Annotated in this window: 16 protein-coding genes; 11 read left to right on the forward strand and 5 right to left on the reverse strand. The window is 59.8% G+C overall.

Annotated elements, in window-relative coordinates; translation table 11 throughout:
• Positions 1–8: 8 nt before the first annotated feature.
• From sake_RS06280 to sake_RS06305, 6 genes are all read left to right on the forward strand, one after another.
• Positions 9–1,109, forward strand: coding sequence for an App1 family protein (locus sake_RS06280; RefSeq protein WP_129359712.1), 1,101 nt, complete (start codon positions 9–11; stop codon positions 1,107–1,109).
• Positions 1,110–1,423: 314 nt separating this feature from the next.
• Positions 1,424–1,660: a glutaredoxin-like protein NrdH gene (nrdH, locus tag sake_RS06285; protein ID WP_129359711.1), complete on the forward strand. Its 237-nt coding sequence runs from the start codon at positions 1,424–1,426 to the stop codon at positions 1,658–1,660.
• Positions 1,661–1,836: 176 nt separating this feature from the next.
• Positions 1,837–2,301: a class Ib ribonucleoside-diphosphate reductase assembly flavoprotein NrdI gene (nrdI, locus tag sake_RS06290; RefSeq protein ID WP_129359710.1), complete on the forward strand. Its 465-nt coding sequence runs from the start codon at positions 1,837–1,839 to the stop codon at positions 2,299–2,301.
• 29 nt (positions 2,302–2,330) lie between these two features.
• Positions 2,331–4,451: a class 1b ribonucleoside-diphosphate reductase subunit alpha gene (gene nrdE / locus sake_RS06295; RefSeq protein WP_129360141.1), complete on the forward strand. Its 2,121-nt coding sequence runs from the start codon at positions 2,331–2,333 to the stop codon at positions 4,449–4,451.
• Positions 4,452–4,589: 138 nt separating this feature from the next.
• Entirely contained in the window at positions 4,590–5,564 is a 975-nt protein-coding gene (gene nrdF, locus sake_RS06300; protein ID WP_129360140.1) for a class 1b ribonucleoside-diphosphate reductase subunit beta, read from the forward strand.
• Positions 5,565–5,830: 266 nt separating this feature from the next.
• The gene (locus sake_RS06305) at positions 5,831–6,541 is read left to right on the forward strand and encodes an SRPBCC domain-containing protein (protein WP_165000967.1); all 711 of its coding nucleotides are present in this window, start codon (positions 5,831–5,833) and stop codon (positions 6,539–6,541) included.
• A gap of 19 nt (positions 6,542–6,560) precedes the next feature.
• Here the strand turns inward: sake_RS06305 and sake_RS06310 are convergent, their stop codons facing one another.
• Entirely contained in the window at positions 6,561–8,015 is a 1,455-nt protein-coding gene (locus tag sake_RS06310) for a SulP family inorganic anion transporter (RefSeq protein WP_129360139.1), read from the reverse strand.
• A gap of 169 nt (positions 8,016–8,184) precedes the next feature.
• On the opposite strand from sake_RS06310, the gene sake_RS06315 reads away from it, so the two are divergent.
• Together sake_RS06315 and sake_RS06320 are read left to right on the forward strand one after the other, a co-directional pair.
• Positions 8,185–8,877, forward strand: coding sequence for a lipoate--protein ligase family protein (locus sake_RS06315; RefSeq protein WP_178945635.1), 693 nt, complete (start codon positions 8,185–8,187; stop codon positions 8,875–8,877).
• Entirely contained in the window at positions 8,859–9,632 is a 774-nt protein-coding gene (locus sake_RS06320; protein ID WP_178945636.1) for an SOS response-associated peptidase, read from the forward strand. Before sake_RS06315 ends, sake_RS06320 begins: the two co-directional genes overlap by 19 nt.
• Positions 9,633–9,656: 24 nt before the next feature.
• Here sake_RS06320 and sake_RS06325 read toward each other — a convergent pair whose 3' ends face one another.
• From sake_RS06325 to sake_RS06335, 3 genes are all read right to left on the reverse strand, one after another.
• On the reverse strand, positions 9,657–10,166 hold the full coding sequence (locus sake_RS06325) for a GNAT family N-acetyltransferase (RefSeq protein ID WP_129359706.1): 510 nt from the start codon (positions 10,164–10,166) through the stop codon (positions 9,657–9,659).
• Positions 10,167–10,311: 145 nt separating this feature from the next.
• Entirely contained in the window at positions 10,312–11,742 is a 1,431-nt protein-coding gene (locus tag sake_RS06330; protein WP_178945637.1) for an alpha/beta fold hydrolase, read from the reverse strand.
• A gap of 23 nt (positions 11,743–11,765) precedes the next feature.
• Positions 11,766–14,375 (reverse strand): RNA helicase, encoded by a 2,610-nt coding sequence (locus sake_RS06335; RefSeq protein ID WP_129359704.1) that lies wholly within the window; start codon positions 14,373–14,375, stop codon positions 11,766–11,768.
• Between the two features lie 127 nt (positions 14,376–14,502).
• On the opposite strand from sake_RS06335, the gene sake_RS06340 reads away from it, so the two are divergent.
• Entirely contained in the window at positions 14,503–16,200 is a 1,698-nt protein-coding gene (locus sake_RS06340; protein WP_178945638.1) for a formate--tetrahydrofolate ligase, read from the forward strand.
• An 86-nt stretch (positions 16,201–16,286) separates the two neighbouring features.
• Here the strand turns inward: sake_RS06340 and sake_RS06345 are convergent, their stop codons facing one another.
• Positions 16,287–16,955: an MBL fold metallo-hydrolase gene (locus sake_RS06345; RefSeq protein WP_129359702.1), complete on the reverse strand. Its 669-nt coding sequence runs from the start codon at positions 16,953–16,955 to the stop codon at positions 16,287–16,289.
• Between the two features lie 177 nt (positions 16,956–17,132).
• On the opposite strand from sake_RS06345, the gene uvrA reads away from it, so the two are divergent.
• Positions 17,133–20,021: an excinuclease ABC subunit UvrA gene (gene uvrA, locus sake_RS06350; protein WP_178945639.1), complete on the forward strand. Its 2,889-nt coding sequence runs from the start codon at positions 17,133–17,135 to the stop codon at positions 20,019–20,021.
• On the forward strand, positions 20,018–20,755 hold the full coding sequence (locus sake_RS06355) for an HAD hydrolase-like protein (protein ID WP_178945640.1): 738 nt from the start codon (positions 20,018–20,020) through the stop codon (positions 20,753–20,755). The genes uvrA and sake_RS06355 overlap by 4 nt, the downstream gene beginning before the upstream one ends.
• Positions 20,756–20,848: the final 93 nt, after the last annotated feature.

The raw sequence follows: 20,848 nt of genomic DNA on the forward strand, positions 1-20,848 counted from the left end.
CTGGACCCATGCCTGACTCCCGGCCTCTGGCCCGACGATTCGTCCCACAGAAGCGCCGATCGCCCTCGGTAGGGCGCGAGGCCGTGAATATCGCGTATCGGGTCGCAGACCGTATTCACGAGCGACGCGCCAAGTCCGCGGTCAAAGCCGGCAACGAACCGGTCATCGTTGCCTTTGTCGGATACGGAACGACCAGCTGGGTTCGTGTCCTCGGCAGGGCGTTGTATAAGACCATGTTGTTCTCTGACATCATCGAGTCCTTTGCGGGGGACCAGCGGGCAACCAGCCCAGCCCGCGGGTGGCGGTCATTCACCTCCGTGCCCATCTCCAACGCTGAGATCGACGTCGTGATCGCGGATCGACATTTCCAGGTTTCTGCCGATCGAGGCGGTGTCCTCGACGTGCAGCTCGATATTGAGCTGCCTCCCGGAATACACGAGGTCAGAATGAGTACCGCGGGATCAAGGACTGTCTCGTCCAGCATTTACGTGGTTCCGGATGACGAGAAGATAGGGATTATCTGCGACGTCGACGACACGATCATGGTCACGGCGCTTCCGCGACCGCTTCTCGCGGCATGGAACTCTTTTGTTCTGTCCGAACATGCTCGAATGCCCACGCCGGGTATGCCCGTTCTGCTCGAACGCATTCACCGTGCCCACCCCCAGTCGCCGGTCATGTACCTGTCGACGGGCGCGTGGAACGTGGCACCTACTCTTCGTCGCTTTCTGTCGAGAAATGCGTATCCGGAAGGTACCTTGTTGCTCACCGATTGGGGGCCGACTCGAACGCGTTGGTTCCGTTCCGGCGCTGCCCACAAGGTCGATTCGCTCAAACGTCTCGCGAAGGAGTTCCCGGATATGAAGTGGATCCTGGTGGGTGACGACGGCCAGCGTGATCCTGATATCTACAACGGGTTCGCCCTCCGGTATCCGAAGAACGTGGCGGCGATCGTGATCCGTAATCTATCCGTAGGGGAGACGGTTCTCGCTTCCGGACGGGTCTGGGGAGATGATCGGGCACGGGAAATCGCCGCGGGATCGCTCTGGATGGAGGCCAACGACGGCGGCACCCTTTCGGACAAGCTCAAACACTCGGGATTGCTCTAGGTTTCTCTTCGCGACACGTTCATTCTGAGCACGACGGAAAATTTTCCGCCCTCGTGTCTGTGGACAATTTGTGGTCAGAACGCGTTCTGGAAAGCTTCGTCCGCGTGTTTCCGCGGTACAACTACACCGGTGTCATTTGCACAGGCTGGGGATAACCCATTTGGTGAAAAACCTAATATGTTGTGGGGCCTTTTTCCGTGCGACACTAGATGTAGTATTGGGCCGAGCCCTTCAACCGGCCCCACTCCACGGTTCTCCATAGCGAAACCGTGGATGGGAACAGAGGTTGCCACACCACTGCAAGAGGAGATTGCATGTCCATCACCGTTTACACTAAGCCTGCCTGCGTCCAGTGCAACGCGACCTACCGCGCCCTGGACAAGCGTGGGATCTCCTACGACGTCGTCGACGTGACCGAGGATGCCCAAGCACTCGAACACATCAAAGGCCTCGGTTACATGCAGGCCCCGGTCGTCGAGACCGAGAACGATCACTGGTCGGGATTCCGCCCGGACAAGATCGGCACCCTCGAAGCCGCTCTCGCCTCCTGAGCGAGCGCCACAACGCGTCCACCACCGTGTGGAGGCGTTTGGGCACGTCCGGTGGCGAGCAGCGGAACATTTCCGCGGCCCCGGGCGTTAAATATGTCAGCGGGGCATCATTCGACTAGGCCCAGTGATGTGAAAACCACGCATCAGATCACAAGCTTTTTTTGGGGGCGCCCTACATGGAAACCGTGCTTGAAGATCAACGCGGCAAGCCGGTGTCGGCAAACGAGCCCGTGCTCGTCTACTTCTCCTCCGTCTCCGGCAACACGCACAAATTCGTCGAGAAGTTGAATGTCGAATCGATTCGACTTCCTCTGCGCACCGCAGAAGACACTGTCCGCATGGACCGTCCTTTCGTGTTGTGCGTTCCGACCTACGGTCGTCCCCGCTCGGGCGGGGCCGTCCCTCCGCAAGTCATGAAGTTCCTCAGAGAACCGAAAAACCGAGAAATGTTGCTCGGCGTCATCGGGGCCGGGAACACCAACTTCGGGGAGCTGTACTGCATCGCGGCAGACAAGATAGCGGTGAAATGTCAGGTCCCCGTCCTGTACAAATTCGAGCTCATGGGCACCAGCGATGATGTTGCCCGCGTCAACGAAGGATTGAAAGCGTTTTGGACACAAAACTTCCCGCACCCGGAGTGAACGCCGAACGCGGTCACGATGACCCCACCATCCCGGAGAAGTACAAGGGGTTGGGCTACCACGAGCTCAACGCGATGTTGAACCTGTACGACTCGAACGGTCGGATCCAGTTCGATGCCGACCGGCAGGCTGCCCGCCAGTACTTCCTGCAACACGTCAACAACAACACCGTGTTCTTCCACGACCTCGAGGAGAAGCTCAAGTACTTGGTCGAGCACCAGTACTACGAGCCCCAGGTTCTGGAACAGTACTCGATGGACTTCATCAGGTCTCTGTCCAAGCTTGCTTATTCCAAGAAGTTCCGGTTCCCGACCTTCCTGGGGGCGTTCAAGTTCTACACCTCCTACACCCTGAAGACCTTCGACGGTCAGCGGTACCTTGAGCGCTTCGAGGACCGGGTGGTCATGGTGGCTCTTTCCCTGGCACGCGGTGACGAGGAGCTGGCCACCAACTTGGTCGAGGAGATCATCTCGGGTCGATTCCAGCCGGCCACGCCGACCTTCCTCAACGCCGGCAAGAAGCAGCGCGGCGAGTTGGTCTCCTGCTTCCTGCTGCGCATCGAGGACAACATGGAGTCGATCGGTCGTTCGATCAATTCGGCTCTCCAGTTGTCGAAGCGAGGCGGCGGCGTCGCTTTCGCTCTCACCAACCTGCGTGAGTCCGGTGCGCCGATCAAAAAGATCGAGAATCAGTCCTCCGGCGTGATCCCCGTGATGAAGTTGCTCGAGGACTCGTTCTCCTATGCGAATCAGTTGGGCGCGCGTCAAGGTGCGGGTGCCGTATACCTGCACGCGCACCACCCGGATATCTACCGGTTCCTCGATACCAAGCGCGAGAACGCGGACGAGAAGATCCGCATCAAGACCCTCTCGCTCGGCGTCGTGATCCCGGATATCACTTTCGAGCTGGCCAAGCGCAACGAAGAGATGTACCTCTTCTCTCCGTACGACGTTGAACGCGTCTACGGTATGCCTTTCTCCGACATCAACGTCACCGAGAAGTACTACGAGATGGTCGATGACTCGCGCATCCAGAAGAAAAAGATCAACGCTCGCGAGTTCTTCCAGACCCTTGCGGAGATTCAGTTCGAGTCGGGCTACCCGTACGTGATGTTCGAGGACACCGTGAACCGGGCCAACCCGATTGACGGCAAAGTCATCATGTCGAACCTGTGCTCCGAAATCCTCCAGGTATCCCAGCCCTCTGAATACCAGCCGGGGCTGGACTACGAGACCATCGGCAAGGACATTTCGTGCAACCTCGGGTCATTGAACGTTGCCCGTACCATGGATTCTCCGGATTTCGGCCAGTCCATTGAGACCGCGATCCGCGGTCTGACGGCCGTGTCGGATATGTCGGATATCGAATCGGTTCCCTCGATTGCGCGAGGAAATGCGATGTCCCATGCGATCGGCCTGGGTCAGATGAACCTTCACGGGTATTTGGCCCGTGAACGTGTGTTCTATGGATCCGAAGAAGGCATCGACTTCACGAATATCTACTTCTACACGGTGCTCTTCCACGCCTTGCGCGCTTCCAACAAGTTGGCGATCGAACGCGGCGAGACTTTCGCGGGCTTCGAAAAGTCGGATTATGCTTCGGGGGAATTCTTCGACAAGTACATCAAGCAGACGTGGGAGCCCCAGACTCCCCGGGTGCGTGAGATGTTCTCCGAGGTCCACATTCCGACCCAGTCGGACTGGGAGGACCTCAAGGCCAGCGTGATGGAACACGGTATCTACAACCAGAACCTGCAGGCTGTCCCGCCGACCGGTTCGATTTCCTACATCAACGGCTCGACCTCTTCGATCCACCCGATTGCTTCCAAGATCGAGATCCGCAAGGAAGGCAAGCTGGGTCGTGTCTATTACCCGGCCCCGTACCTGGACAATGACAACCTGGAGTACTTCCAGGATGCCTACGAAATCGGCTACGAGAAGATCATCGATACCTACGCCGCTGCCACCCAGCACGTGGACCAGGGACTGTCCCTGACGTTGTTCTTCCCGGACACTGCGACGACGCGCGAAATCAACAAGGCCCAGATCTATGCGTGGCGCAAGGGGATCAAGACGATCTACTATGTGCGCTTGCGTCAGCTGGCTTTGGAAGGCACCGAGGTCGAAGGCTGCGTTTCCTGCATGCTGTAGTGCCAATCGAGGGTCGGTGCAGGTATCGCCGGCCCTCGTCAGGCCCTGGCGTCCCATTCTCCGAGGGCGCTGCCCCTATACATTCCGAATTCCACGCGACGAGGCGCCGCGAGCGCAAAAGGAGTCATGCCCGTCATGATGAGCGAAAAGGTCGAACTGGTCCACAACGTCGAGGCCATCAACTGGAACCGCATACCCGACGAGAAGGACCTCGAGGTCTGGGACCGGTTGACCGGTAACTTCTGGCTCCCCGAAAAGGTCCCGCTGTCCAACGACGTCCAGTCCTGGGCGACGTTGAATGACGAGGAAAAGCAGCTGACCATGCGGGTCTTCACCGGCTTGACCCTCCTGGACACTATCCAGGGCACCGTGGGCGCCGTCGCCCTCCTGCCGGACGCGTTGACTCCGCACGAGGAAGCCGTGTACACCAACATCGCCTTCATGGAGTCTGTGCACGCCAAGTCGTACTCCTCGATCTTCTCGACCTTGTGCTCGACGAAGGAGATCGACGAGGTCTTCCGCTGGTCCCGTGAGAACGAGTTCCTGCAGAGGAAAGCCAATATCGTCATGGACTACTACCAGGGAGACGACCCGCTCAAGAAGAAGGTGGCCTCCACACTGTTGGAGTCCTTCTTGTTCTATTCGGGCTTCTATCTGCCAATGTACTGGTCAAGCCACGCCAAGCTGACCAACACCGCGGACCTGATCCGCCTCATCATTCGCGACGAGGCCGTGCACGGCTACTACATCGGATACAAGTACCAGCGCGGGCTGGAGAAGGAAAGCGCCGAGCGTCGCCAGGAGCTCAAGGATTACACCTTCGATCTGCTGTACGAACTGTACGAGAACGAGGTCGCCTACACCCACTCGCTCTACGACGGCGTCGGCCTTTCCGAGGACGTCAAGAAGTTCCTTCACTACAACGCGAACAAGGCTCTCATGAACTTGGGTTACGAGGCTATGTTCCCGTCGTCGGTGACCGATGTTTCCCCCGCGATCCTCTCGGCGCTCTCGCCCAACGCGGATGAGAACCACGACTTCTTCTCCGGATCCGGTTCCTCGTACGTGATCGGCAAGGCTGTGAACACCGAAGACGAGGACTGGGACTTCTAAAGACGACCGTTCACGGGCTTGCCCCCGCGCGGGGTCTTTCCTGTCGCAAGTCGCGGAAGCGGTGACCGTTCAGTCGGGGTTAATTCCTTTTTCCGACCGATAACCGCTCCGCGGGTGAGCGCCAGCTTGAGATCTGTGGATTCCGCGTGCCCTCGTCGCCTGGGCGCCTGCGGTGACCCCCGAACCGGTTCCGGCGTCGGAGTCGCGATGAGCGCCATCGCGCCGTATTCTCGGAAGGGAAGCACATCGAGGTTAGGAGTCTCACCGTGGCACATACCGCAGCACCCGTTTCGGAACCCCAGGACGAGCGGGCCGAGGAGCGCAAGGATCCCTTCGCTCGGTCAACCAAGCCCCAGCATCCGGCGGAGTTGCAGCTTGAGCGCGTCTACCGACAGGTCGGCAATAAGGAAAACCACCACGTCATCGTGGTGGAACAAACCTTCACCAACCCTCCCCAGGAAATCTGGGCGGCGCTGACGGAACCGGAGAACCTTGCCGTCTGGCTCGAGCCGGTAAGCCTGACCTCTCAGGAAGATCGTCGGTTCAAGACCGAGAAAACGGGGACCGAAGGAAGCATCCAAATCTTCGATCCTCCGCGGCTACTTCAACTGACATGGGAAAACGGCGACGAGGTCGGGGAATTGCAGATCTCGATCACTCAAACCGCGGCCGGTTCCTCGTTGACCCTGAGACACCGTGTTGCCGCCAATGATCATTGGGACAAATACGGTGCCGGAGCGACCGGCGTCGGCTGGGACGGAGCATTCCTCGCTCTTCACGCATTCCTCAACGGTCGCGCGGCCACAGTCCGTCAGCGGATGAGCGAACTCGAAGGATCCGAGCAAGGTCACCGCTTCATCGACGCGACGTCGAAAGCGTGGGAAGAAGCACAGGTCAAAGCCGGAACGGATGAGGAGACCGCCCGCGCACAGGCCGAACGCACGGCAGCTTTCTACAAAGGTTCCGAGGCCTCCTAGAACGACCCCGCAACCACGGTCAGAGGTTGCCGCTCAGTCGTCCATGAAGGTGCGCGGACGTGGGGTCCAGGCCAACCACCTGGACCTCATGTCCGTCTCTTTCGTAACGGTGGGTGATCGAATCGACCGCAGCCACCGTGGAAGCATCCCATATTTGAGCGTCATCGAAATCCAGGACTATCTCTTGAGGATCGTCCGCATACCGAAACGAGTAGTAGAGATCGTTCGATGATGCGAAGAATAACGTCCCGTGGATCGAGTACCTCACGCTCAGGGGTGTTCCGTCTGCATCGGACGTGAGTCTCCGAGTCACGTTTACAACGTGCGCGACTCGTCGAGCAAAAGCGATCATTGCGGCGATGACACCAACGCCCACGCCGAGAGCCAAATTGTTGGTCAGCACCGTCACCAGGACCGTGAGGATCATGATCAGGGTTTCCGCGACGGGCATTCGTTTGAGCAAACGTGGGCTGATCGAATGCCAGTCGAAGGTCGTGAAGGAAACATAGATCATCACGGCAACGAGCGCGGCCATCGGAATGATCGCCAGAACCCCGTGGAGGCTCAGGATCAGGGCGAGCACGGACAATGCTGCGACAGCGGAGGAGAGCCGTGTACGCGCGCCCGCTTTGACGTTGATCATGGTCTGGCCGATCATCGCGCACCCGGCGGAGCATCCGAACATTCCCGAGATCACGTTGGCGACGCCGAGGGCCCATGACTCCCGCGTCTTGTGCGAATGCGTATCCGTCAGATCGTCGACGAGCTTGGCCGTCAACAATGATTCGATCAGGCCGACGACCGCCATGGCGAAGGCCACGGGTGCCACTGTAGTGAACGTATCGACGGTCCAGGGTACGTTGGGCAAGCCAAGGGTAGGCAGTGCATCGGGGAGGGCCCCTTTCTGACCGACGGTCGGGACGCCGCCTCCCGCGAGGAGAGCGGCCCCCGTGACCGCAACGATGGCAACTAGCGGAGCAGGCACCACCGTCGTGAACCGGGGGAGGACGAAGACGACCAGGAGTCCCAAAGCCACGAGCGGATACACGAGCCAGGGGACGCTCATCAGTTCGGACAACTGTGAGCTGAAGATGAGGATGGCCAGGGCATTGACGAACCCCTTCATCACGGACCGCGGGATGAAACGCATCAACTTGGCCGCACCCAATGCGGCCAGGAGGATCTGGATGACCCCCGACATGATGACCGCCGTCAGGTAGTACTGGAGACCATGGCTCATGATGAGTGGAGCAGCGACGAGGGCCACCGAGCCCGCGGCCGCCGACACCATGGCGGGGCGACCGCCCAATACCGAGGTCACGAGTGCGATGATCACGGCGCCGAAGAGTCCGGTGCGCGGGTCCAAGCCGGTGACAATCGCGAATGCGGTAGCTTCCGGGATCAGGGCCAAGGAAGTGACGACGCCCGCTAGAACTTCGGTGATACCGCGGCGGGGGTTGCGCAGCGCGGACATCACGGTGACGCGATGTGAAGGGGGTGCGGACGAAGATGCCACAGGGATACGCTCCTGACCTGGAGTTACAGCAGAACCAAGAATATCGGACCCGTCCTGATTCCCCGGAACGAAGACGTCGTCGGAAAACGGTAACCTCGTAGAGTCGGATTCCAGAGCGGAGCAGAACATGCTGTTTGAACGTCACTTCGATTCCGTCGTCGAGGACTACGAGTCAACTTTGAGCCGATTGCGTCGGATCGCTGCTGGGCAGGAAGAACCTTTGCTCAGGATCTCGCGGCCGAACCGCATCATTGGTTTCGGTCGACGGGACGAACTCAACCCGGGTTTCGACGAAGCCCTGTCCGCCTGCGAAAAGCACGGTTTCACCCCATGGGTACGGAAGGTTGGAGGACGTGCTGCGGCTTATCACGAGGATTGCATGATCGTGGACCACCTCGCTCATGACGCCGACGCGACGAGCGGGAACAAGCGGCGGTACCGAGAATTCGGTGACCTCTACGTGCGTGCACTCGAAGGCCTCGGGGTGAGAGCCGGAATCGGTGAGCTGATGCGCGAGTACTGTGCTGGGGAATTCAGCGTCCACGGGGTTCTCGCGGGCGGAGAGCGGGTCAAATTGATTGGCACCGCTCAACGAGTAGTCGCCGGCGGGTGGTGGTTCTCGGCGGGAATCGTGATCGGTCGACCGGAACCTTTGCGCTCTGTCCTCGACGAGATATACCAGGCCCTCGGAATCCCCATGGATCCGCAAACGGTCGGAGCCGTGTCGATGACCGTGCCGGAGGTTCAGTGGGATGATGTTGAGGACGCGGTGCTGGACGAGTACGAGGAGTGGAATAAGCGATGTGCGGACGATACGTGATTGCGAGAGCCGTAGGCGACCTGCTGGGCGGCGTCGAACTGACCGAGGCCATGGGAAACTACAACGTGGCCCCGACGCAGACCGTGCCAATACTGGTCGATCACCAGGACCGGGAGTTCTGGACTCGTGAAATCCATTCGGCTCGTTGGGGCCTTTTGCCGCGCTGGGCCAAGGACGAGTCTTTCTCGTCGCGAGCATTCAACGCTCGTTCGGAGACCGTGGTCGAAAAACCGACTTTCCGCCATGCGGTCAAGGCTCAACGGTGCGCCGTCCCCGCCAACGGGTACTACGAATGGGCCAAAGCGTATCGTGATGATGGCTCGGCCAAAGGCAAGACGACCAAAACGCCGTATTTCGTCCACCCGGAGAACCCGAAAGACAGCATTTACTTCGCCGGACTCTATGAGTGGTGGAAGATCCCGTCGGGGGAGAACGAGGGACAGTGGCTTCTCTCGACCACCATTCTCACCACCTCCTCGCCTGATGAGGACCGGGTCCAGGACAACAAAACGTTGGCTGAACTGAGCCGACTTCACGACCGCCTCCCTATACCGCTGCGATACACAGGGGAGACCGAGGACGAATTGACGACCTGGTTGCGTGGCGTCCACGGTGCTGAGGAAGCCGTGGCGCGGATCCGGGATAATGCGTACGACGTCGCAGCGGGGTGGATGCTGACCGAAGTCGGCCGGGAAGTGGGATCGGTCGCGAACAACGGGCCGGAACTGACAGAGCCAGTCTCCCGACTGATCTAGTCCGGCCCGTCGAGGCACGTGATGCTAGAGCTCGGAGTCGTCCTCCGGGATCCACCGCTTGAAGTCCAGAGTGAGGTACAGGGCCAGCGCGGCAGAATTGTCTTCCGCAATGCGCAGTGCAACTTCCTCGTGTCCCTGACGATAAAGTTCATCGATTGCGATGCGCAGCAGCTGTTCCGCAAACCCTTCGCGCCGGCGCGAGGCAGCCGTGAACAATTCGAACACGTACGGGGCATTCGGGACGTCGTTGCCTACCCGGGAATCCAGTACCAGGGCAGCGGCCACGAGCCGGCCCGAGTCGTCGACGACCACTGGCGAAGCGGACTCGATGAGGTTGCCGTATTCTCCGGCAAAAACTTTGTGGATGATTTCTAAGGCCTCGGCTTGGCTGCCGATGACGTCCTGGTCGTCGTACGAGGTGAAAAAGAGCTTGGCGAGGCCATCCGAGTCCTCGGCCGTGACCGGTCGCGTCGTGACCTTCAGGGGGCGGGTGTTGGCCCACGTTTTTCCGATAAGTGTGATCGTGCCGCTCACGATAACCTCCCGAGTTTTTTTCCGTCCGGTCACGCCGTGTGACCGTGGGTCGTCAGATACTAGCCTAGCTGTCAGATTGCGTTTACGGGATGACTCAAAGAAATACGAGCCTACAAATCGTGTGGTGATGTCCTATTGCGAACGCTCAGACGGTCTTGTGATCGGTGAAAAGAACAGGGCTCTCTTCGAGCGCACCATCCTCCACGAGGATGCGGCCCAAATTGGCCAGAACCTCTTCCGTATTGTGCCCGAGCGCATCGTGGTGCATTGAATTCGATGTCCACGTATGCAGATTCGAAACGCTCGACGCTGTTTCCATCGCATGGTCGAAGTCCACATAGACGTCGTGACGGTAGGCGCTGGCGGCTACGGGGACGGTGTTGCGAGCCAACTGGTCCACGTCGTACAAGTTTCCCCAATCACTTTTGCGAGCCAACAACTCTGCCGCTTCGTTCACGGGCGAAAGGGCAGGGTCTTCGGCGAAGTACCAGGGATGGATCATCTCTCCTGTGAAGAGCAACGGATCGGCTTCTTCGGAATAATCCGGCCGGGACGAGCGGATCCGGTCCGCCGACCAGTTGCTGGCCACCCCCGGTCCGTCGCAATATATTGCTTCATGCATGAGGGCATACAACGGCTGGCCCGCAAAGGACACGGCGTTTCCGACGTCGGTCAGGAATCTCTCCGAGAGTCGTTCCGGTCCTTCTGAGAAGGCCGACTCGAGAAGGTAATGCAAGCCGTGGACGCGCGAATTTCCACCGAGGTGATGACCGAGCATCTGAAACCGATGGGCCGTGAGACGTTCGCCCGAGGCCAACCGGACGTCGTGGTTTTCGAGGAAGGACGCGATCCTCACGCCGCGGGCCTGGTCCTCGGGGTACCAGTCGTAGTATTGGGCATTGCGCTCCGCCACGCGGTCGAAAGTCGATCGGTACGTCTCTGCGGGTGAGCTGTTGATGGGAGCCAGTCCCGCGGTCATCCATGAATGAAGGAGAGAATTCGGTGCGAAGGACAAATACGTCAACGTGATGAATCCGCCGAAACTCTGCCCGAGGCTGGCCCAGCGTTTTTCCGACTCACTCGCTGTCAACGTCGCCCGCACGCATTCGGCGTCGGCCACGATCGAGTCCGCCCGGAAGTGCTCGAGGTACGCGACCTGCTTTTCGGGGGATCCAAAACGAGCCAGGCCACCCGCCGAGATCGGTGTGGAAAGACCCGTGCCTCGCTGGTCCAGAAGGACCACCCGATACGCCTTCGCCATGTGCCGGACCCAACCGGAATCCGTCATGGGCCGCGGCGAGGCCATCCCGGGACCGCCCTGGAGATAGACAAAGTACGGGCGTTCCTCCGGCTCACCTAGACCCTCTGGACCACGATGCGTTACGACGCGGGCGAAGAGATCGATCGACACACCATCTAGGCCGTGACGATCCACGTCGCTGTACTCGGTCTCGTGCCCCCACGACCAAGCGTGCGTCAACGGGACGCGGAACCGGTGGTCGGTCAGCTCCAGGTCACCAATGCGGTGGGTCGGGCCGGTGGAGTGAGGGACGGGGGATGTTCCGGGGTGAGCCATGGACCCATTCTAGGTCCCCGGGATCAGTCCCGCGGCGCATCCTTTAGGGCGCCCACGTGGTCAACACGAATCACGGGCGCCCCGACGTCGTCCGAGGACAGGAGGTCGACCTTCGCGGTGATTCCGAAGTCGAAATTGTCCTCAGGATCGGAAAAGGCCTGCCGTACCGTCCAAACATCGGGGTCGGACGTGTCCAGAGTGAGGTGGCGTGGCGAGCGGGCTTCGGCGTCGGTGAAGATGTCGTCGTACTCATCGAAGTATTCATCCATCGCCTCCGCCCACCGGTTCGCGTCCCAACCATGGTCGGCATCTAGTTCTCCGAGGAGCTTTTCCTTTTCCTCAGCGAAAAGTTCGACCCGCCGGAACATCGCGTTGCGGATCATGATCGTGAAAGCGCGCTTGTTGTCGGTCAGCTTGGGCGCGGACTCTGCCACCAAGTCTTCGAGGGAATCCTGCGTGGGCTCGACGTCCTCGCCTGAGGTCATCTTCTCCCACTCGTCGATCAGGGAGTTGTCGGTTTGGCGGATCAATTCACCGAGCCACGAGACGAGGTCCTCGAGCTCTTCGGTAAGAGCCGAGACCGGCACCGTCTGGCGCAGAGCACGGTAGGCATCGGAGAGATATCTGAGGAGGATACCTTCGGACCTGGACAGCTGGTAATACTGAACAAAATCGCCGAAACCCATCGCCCGTTCGTACATGTCCCTGACGATCGACTTGGGTGCCAATTCGAATTCGGCGATCCACGGTGCACCGGAGCGATACGTTTCGAAGGCTTCCTCCAACATTTCGGCGAGCGGCTGTGGATACGTGATGTTGTCCACCGCGTTCATCCGCTCGGTATAGTCCAGACCCTCGGCCTTCATGGCGGCGATAGCTTCCCCACGGGTCTTCTTCTCTTGGGCGTTGAGCACCTGACGAGGCTTCTCGAGGGTCGCTTCGATCACGGAAACCGCGTCCAGGGCGTAATTGGGGTCTTCCCTGTCAAGAAGTGAGAGAGCTGCGAGAGCGAAGGGGGACAACGGCTGGTTCAGTGCGAAGTTCTCTTGGAGCTGGACCGTCAACCGAACGGTCCGGCCTTCCTCGTCTGGTTCATCCAGCCGTTCGACGACTCCCGCCGCCAAGAGTTCGCGGTAGATTCCCAGCGCCTTCCGGATCAATTGAAGCTGGCGGGGCCTGGGCTCATGGTTCTCGGTCAACAATTTCTTGGCCGCGGCGAACGGGTCACCCGGACGCTCGAGGAGATTCAGAAGCATCGAGTGAGTGACAGTAAAGGTTGAGGTCAACGGCTCGGGAACGGCTTGCACGAGCTGATCGAAAGTCTTCCGGGACCAGGCCACAAAACCCTGGGGCGCTTTTTTCTTCTTCCCCCGAGTCGACTGCGCAATCTTCTTTTCATCGCCGTCGAATTTCTGCCTGGCCTTTTCCACGATCTTGGCGTTTTCGATGTCGTGTTCAGGCGCCTGCACGACGACGGTGCCAGCGGTGTCATATCCGGCGCGACCCGCGCGACCGGCGATCTGATGGAATTCACGAGCCTTGAGCCGGCGTGTCCGTTCTCCGTCGAACTTTGACAGGGCCGTGATCAACACGGTGCGGATCGGAACGTTGATGCCGACGCCCAAGGTATCGGTGCCACAGATGACCTTGAGAAGGCCGGTTTGAGCGAGCTGTTCGACGAGTCTGCGATATTTGGGCAACATGCCCGCATGGTGCACGCCGACGCCGTGGCGGACCATTTTGTTGAGGACTTTGCCGAATCCGGATGAGAACCGGAAGCCAGCAATCGACTCGGATATCCGCTCTTTCTCGTCTTTGCTGAGAATATTGAGGCTCATGAGCGCCTGAGCTTGGTCCATGGCCTGCAGCTGGGAGAAGTGAACCACGTAGACCGGTGCCTGGCCCGTGGCGACCAATTCCTCGATCGCCTCATGGACCGGTTCTTCGGAATAGTAGTAATGGAGAGGAATCGGCCTCTCCGAGCTGGTAACATATGCGGTTTCGCGGCCTGTCAGGTCCGTGAGCTCGCGCTCGAATCGGGAGACGTCCCCAAGGGTCGCGCTCATCAGGAGGAACTGGGCCTGAGGGAGCTCAAGGAGAGGGACTTGCCAAGCCCACCCGCGTTGTGGGTCGGAATAGAAGTGGAACTCGTCCATGATCACCTGTGTCACGTCGGCTCCGTCGCTTTCGCGCAGCACCACATTGGCCAGTATCTCGGCCGTGCAGCACACGATCGGGGCCTGCGCATTGACGGAAGAGTCGCCGGTGATCATGCCGACGTTTTCCGCGCCGAAGATCGCGCACAGATCAAAGAACTTCTCAGAAACCAGCGCCTTGATCGGCGCGGTGTAATAGGAACGCTGCCCCTGCGCCAGACCGGCAAAGTGGGCGGCAACCGCGACCGTCGATTTGCCGGATCCCGTCGGAGTCGCCAGGATGACATTCGCTCCTCCGGCAATCTCGAGAACTGCCTCGTCCTGAGCCGTGTAAAGCTCCATGTCCCGCGACGCAATCCACGTGGAGAAGCCTTCGTAGATCTCTTCATGACTCAGGGGATTCGAGGCGTAGTCCCCTCGGAAATAGTGATGGTCCGATTCAGCGAATCGAGGGTCCAGGGCTTCGAGAAGTTTCATTGCTCCCCATGATAACGGGCCCCACAGAGGGCTACGGCCGCGGAGACATGCGGTGTGGAGAACTTCGTCAGTTCTGGTTCTGCCGCGGGATAATGATTACGGTCATCCACGAAACCAGGAGTCACGCATGAGCGAAGCCTTTCCCACCGACCTCGAGATCGCCCAGGCCGCCACACTTGAACCCATCGCGGACGTTGCCGCACGCGCGGGAATCCCTGAGAGCCGACTCGAACCCTATGGCAGGCACGTTGCCAAAATCGAGCTCGATTCCACGCCTGACGCAAGGCGGCGGGGCAAATACGTGGTCGTGACGGCGGTTACCCCGACGCCGCTCGGTGAGGGAAAAACCGCCACTAGCGTTTCGCTGGCCCAGGGGATGTCCGCCACCGGCCGAAATGCGATGCTTACCCTCCGTCAGCCGTCGATGGGCCCGACCTTCGGAATCAAAGGCGGCGCTGCCGGCGGTGGATATTCCCAAATCGTTCCGATGGAGAAACTCAATCTTCACCTGACCGGGGATTTCCACGCGGTGACCGCGGCCCACAACATGCTCGCGGCCATCCTGGACAATCACTTGCACTTTGGCAACGAACTTCACATCGACGAACGAACCATCACGTGGCGTCGCGTCCTCGACGTCAATGACCGGGCGCTGCGCAACGTCGTCATTGGGCTCGGGGAACGGGCGGATGGAGTGACCCGGCAAACGGGATTCGACATCACCTCCGCCAGCGAAGTAATGGTGATCCTGTCATTGGCCAAGGGATTCGACGACCTTCAGGACCGCCTGGCGCGAATCGTCGTCGGTTTCAACCACGATGGCGCACCCGTTACCGCTCGAGACCTCAAGGCGGATGGTGCGATGGCCGTGATCCTGGCCGACGCGATCAAACCGAACCTCATGCAGACACTGGAGCACAGTCCGGCCCTGATCCATGCGGGCCCGTTCGGGAACATCGCGACGGGGAACTCATCGATTGTGGCGGATTACGTGGGCCTGGAACATTCGGATTACGTCATCACCGAAGCCGGCTTCGGCGCTGACATGGGAGCTGAACGATTCTTCAACGTCAAATGCCGCACCAGTGGCCTTCGACCCGATGCCGCGGTGCTGGTGGTCACCGTGAGGTCGCTCAAGTCCCATTCCGGCCGTTACAACATCGCTCCCGGCCGACCGCTGCCGGCAGAGATGCTGGAGGAGAGCCCGGAGGACGTCCTTGCCGGAGCCCCGAATCTTCGCAAGCACCTGGAGATTGTGCGATCCTTCGGGGTCTCGCCCGTGGTGGCCATCAACGCTTTCCCCACGGATCACGATTCCGAACATCAGGTCATCCGTGAGATCGCCCAAGAAGCCGGCGCAGAGGCCGCCATTCATCGGGGCGTGGCCTTGGGCGGAGCCGGGGCGACGGAACTTGCTGACTCCGTCGCTCGGGCTTGCGAGGAGCCGGGAGAACTTCAATTCACCTACGACGTGAACGACCCCATCCTTCACAAGATCGAGAAAGTGGCCACGAATATCTATGGTGCCGACGGCGTGGATCTGAGCGCGGCCGCGGCACAACAGCTCGACCGGTACGAAAGACTGGGCTTCGGCAATCTTCCGGTCGTTATCGCCAAGACGCACCTGTCCATTTCTTCCGATCCGGGGCTCAAGGGCGCCCCTAGCGGCTGGAGGCTCCCGGTTCGGGAAGTTCGCCTTGCCGCAGGGGCGGGTTACGCCTACGCCATCTGCGGAACCATGAGGACTATGCCGGGACTTTCGCGCCACCCCGCGGCGGAACGTATCGGATTCGACGACGCCGGGAGCATGCAGGGGCTCTTCTGACCCGAGGACTCCACACGCAACAGACCCCCGATCCGAGAAGTCCACTCCTTGCCCGGAACGGGGGTCTCACTTATGGATAGGTTGTACTACCAGCCGCGTTCGGCCCATTCCTGCAGGTGAGGCCGTTCGGCTCCCAGCGTGGTCGAATCGCCGTGACCGGGCAGGATCACGGTCGCGTCATCGTAGACGTCGAAAATCTTGGTCGTGACGTCGTGGAGGAGTGATTCGAACGCTTCGGGGGAACCCGTCTTTCCGACGCCGCCAGGGAACAAGGAGTCACCGGTGAAGATGTACGTGGGACCTTCTTCCGGCGTGTAAGCCAATGCTATGGAGCCGGGTGTGTGCCCTGACAGTCCGATCACATCCAACGAGAACCCCTCCAGATCGGCGGTGTCGCCGTCTTCGAACGTAATGTCCATCGGTACGTTGATATCGGACTCGTCCTCGGCTCCACATGCGGTCAGCGCCTCGGACCGAGATTTGATCTCGGGCAGGGCCCGGACGTGGTCCCAGTGCGAGTGGGTCGTGACGATCAACTGCACGTTTCCGCAGCAGGCACATTGGGCGTCGACGTCGTGGGCGCCGGCGGCCACGAGCCGTGATATTGCGTCGGGATCATCCGCCGCATCGATCAGGAGCTGAGTACCCGTTTGCTTGCAGGTCACCAGATAGACCTTGTTGTCCATCTCGGAGACGCTGATATAACGGATGGTGACGTCACTCAGATCGATCTTTTCGGTAGCGATTGCCATCATGCTCTCGAGTGTAGGTCGTATCCGGCTCTCGCGCGCAACCCGCGCGAGGGTGACGTTCACCCTGGGCCGATTCCAACCCCGAAAAGTCACAGGTTCGTTAGAATAAATCTTCGAATGGATGGGCCCGCGTTCGGATGCGGACTCCCGATCATTAGCAACCACGCAGACAGGCAGTTCATGACCACTCAGCACATTCAGGGACACGAACCCGGTACCCCACAAGACCTCACCCGTATCCTCGTGAAGGGCGCCCGGGAGAACAACCTCAAGAATGTGGATCTGGATATCCCGCGTAACGCAATGATCGTCTTCACCGGACTTTCGGGCTCGGGCAAATCGTCGCTGGCTTTCGACACCATCTTCGCCGAAGGGCAACGTCGGTACGTGGAGTCTCTCTCAGCCTATGCGCGAATGTTTTTGGGGCAGGTCGACAAGCCTGACGTGGACTTCATCGAGGGCCTGTCGCCGGCAGTGTCCATCGATCAGAAATCGACGTCCAAGAATCCGCGGTCCACGGTCGGAACGATCACCGAGATCTACGACTACATGCGTCTCCTGTGGGCTCGGATCGGGCACCCGCATTGCCCGATCTGCGGTGAGCCCATCGAGAAGCAGACCCCCCAGGCGATCGTCGACCAGCTGATGGCCTATCCCGAGCGGACTCGTTTGCAGGTTCTTGCGCCGATGGTTCGCTCGCGCAAGGGCGAGTTCGCCGATCTCTTCGCTTCCTTGACCCAACAGGGTTATTCGCGAGCCATCATCGACGGCGAGCAGGTTCAGCTCTCCGAGGCCCCCAAACTCAAAAAGCAGTACAAGCACACGATCTCCGTGGTGGTGGATCGCTTGGTCATCAAGGAATCGATCCACCAACGGCTCACGGATTCGATCGAGACCGCCCTCGGTCTCGCGGACGGCCGCGTTGTCGTGGACTTCGTCGACGACGAATCTGAGGACAGCCAAAGAACTTTCAGCGAGAATCTGGCCTGCCCCAACGAACATCCGATCGAGACCACGGAGATCGAGCCCAGGGCCTTCTCATTCAACAGTCCATTCGGCGCGTGTTCTGAGTGCGACGGCATCGGGTCACGCCTGGAAGTCGATGAGGGGCTGGTCATACCCGACCCGGAGAAGAGCTTGGGCGAGGGCGCTATCGCCCCTTGGTCCCAAGGAAAATCCACCACGGAGTACTGGCTTCGGTTGCTTGCGGGTTTGGGCAAGGAAGTCGGTTTCGACCTCAACACGCCCTGGAAAGATCTCTCCAAGAAGGCGCGGAACGCCATCCTGGACGGCAAGGACTTCAAGGTCGAGGTCTCATACCGGAACAGGTTCGGTCGCGAACGCCGCTATACGTCCGGCTTTGAAGGCGTGTACGCCTACATCAAGCGCAAGCATGAAGAAACTGAGTCCGACTGGGCCAAGGACCGCTATGAGCAGTACATGCGGCAGGTCGCCTGCCCAGCCTGCAATGGGGCACGGCTCAACCCGACGATGCTGGCCGTCACGGTCGGTGGGGCCTCGATTTCCGAGGTCACGTCCATGTCCATGACCGACGCACAAAGGTTCATGCAGGGACTCGAGCTGACCGAACGCGAGTCGAAGATCGCCGACCAGGTGCTCAAGGAGATTCATGCGCGTCTTCAATTCCTCTTGGACGTGGGGCTTGACTACCTGAATCTCGAGCGTGCAGCTGCCACCCTGTCGGGCGGTGAGGCCCAGCGCATACGTCTGGCGACGCAAATAGGTTCAGGGCTGGTAGGAGTGCTGTACGTGCTCGACGAACCCTCTATCGGTCTGCACCAGCGGGACAACCGACGTCTGATCGAAACCCTGACCAAATTGAGAGACCTCGGCAACACCCTGATCGTCGTTGAACATGACGAGGACACGATCAAGGAGGCCGACTGGGTCGTCGACGTTGGCCCCGGGGCCGGGGAGCACGGTGGTGAGATCGTCCACTCGGGCCCTTACGAGGAGTTGCTGACGAATCAACGGTCATTGACCGGTGCATACCTCGACCGACGTCGTGAAATATTGTTGCCAGCCAAACGCAGGAAAATCGACAAGAAACGTATGGTCAAGGTCGTCGGAGCCAAGGAGAACAACCTCCGGGGGATCGACGTGTCATTTCCGCTGGGGGTGTTCACAGCCATTACCGGAGTCTCCGGTTCGGGAAAATCAACCCTGGTCAACGACATCCTCTATACATCCCTGGCCAACCAACTCAACGGAGCGAAGCAGGTTCCGGGCCGACACCAGCGTGTCGAGGGGCTGGAGCATCTGGACAAAATCGTTCACGTGGACCAGAGCCCTATCGGTCGAATGCCGCGTTCCAACGCCGCAACGTACACCGGCGTGTTCGATCACATCCGAAAGCTGTTCGCCGAGACGAATGAAGCGAAAGTTAGGGGTTACCTTCCCGGGCGCTTCTCGTTCAATGTCAAAGGAGGTCGTTGCGAGGCCTGCCATGGCGACGGGACGCTCAAGATCGAGATGAACTTCCTCCCGGATGTCTTCGTGCCGTGCGAAGTTTGCCATGGCGCCCGCTACAACCGGGAAACCTTGGAGATCCGATACAAGGGCAAGACCATCGCTGACGTTCTGGACATGCCCGTCGAAGAAGCCGCCGAATTCTTCTCGGCCTTCACTCCTATCGCCCGTCACTTGAATACTCTCGTCGACGTGGGGCTTGGGTACATCCGGCTCGGACAGCCTGCACCGACGCTCTCCGGTGGCGAAGCGCAGCGCGTCAAATTGGCCTCGGAACTTCAGAAGCGTTCAAACGGGCGCACGATCTACGTGCTCGACGAACCGACTACTGGCCTGCACTTCGAGGACATCAGCAAGCTGCTTCATGTTCTCCAGGGGTTGGTCGAGAAGGGCAATACGGTGCTGACGATCGAACACAATTTGGATGTCATCAAGTCTGCAGATTGGATCGTGGATATGGGTCCCGAGGGAGGATCCGGTGGGGGCCAGGTCGTTGCGGAAGGAACCCCTGAGCAAGTGGCCGGTATCGAAAGCAGCCACACGGGCTACTTCCTGGCCGAAATTCTGGGTGAGCGATGAGTACGCGTGCGACTGCCACCGTCCTCTTCGACTTGGACGGAACACTGCTCGATCCGGCGGGTGCAATCACGGAAGGTCTATCCGATGCGATCGCTGCTCACGGTTTCGAACGGCCCACCCCGGAGATCCTTCGCAAATTCGTGGGGCCATCGACTGACCAGTCGTTGAACAGGTACACGGACATTCCGGGAAAATATCACCGGGAAATCCTGGCGACCTATCGAGGAGGCTACCTGGAGCGAGCTCGGGCCTCATCGAAGCTGTATCCCGGAATGCTGGAGTTGCTTCAAGATTTGTCCCAGCTCCCTGCGGCGATTGGCCTTGCGACGCAAAAGCCCCTTCCGACCACCGAGAAGTTGTTGGACGATTTTGACATCGCTCAGTACTTCGACGTGGTCTCGGGGTCCCGCGACGAACTCCAACCAGCCACGATGCATCTTCCTGCCGACAAAGCCGGGGTCATCGACCGTGCCTTTCGCCTTCTCGACCAGCGTGTTGGGCAGAACCCCGAGTACGGCGGGGCAGACCCGGAACGAGCGGTCATGATCGGAGACCGGGAGTACGACGTCGCTGGGGCAACGACCCACGGGATTCCGTGTATCGGCGTTTCTTGGGGCTTCGCCTCCGAAGATGAACTAGCCGGCGCGGGTGCCGTGACCGTCGTGGACGACGCCGCGCAATTACGGGCGGCCATTGCCCAAGAAACCGGCCTCGAATCGCTGGCCAACGCATAGTGAACCAGCTCGCATCGGTACATCATTTCGGCGACCGTGCATCGTCGGGGAAACGGGTACAGTAATCTCGACGATTCTTTGTGAGGGGAGCAA

It is taken from the genome of Kocuria sp. TGY1127_2 (assembly GCF_013394385.1).
GTDB lineage: Bacteria > Actinomycetota > Actinomycetes > Actinomycetales > Micrococcaceae > Rothia.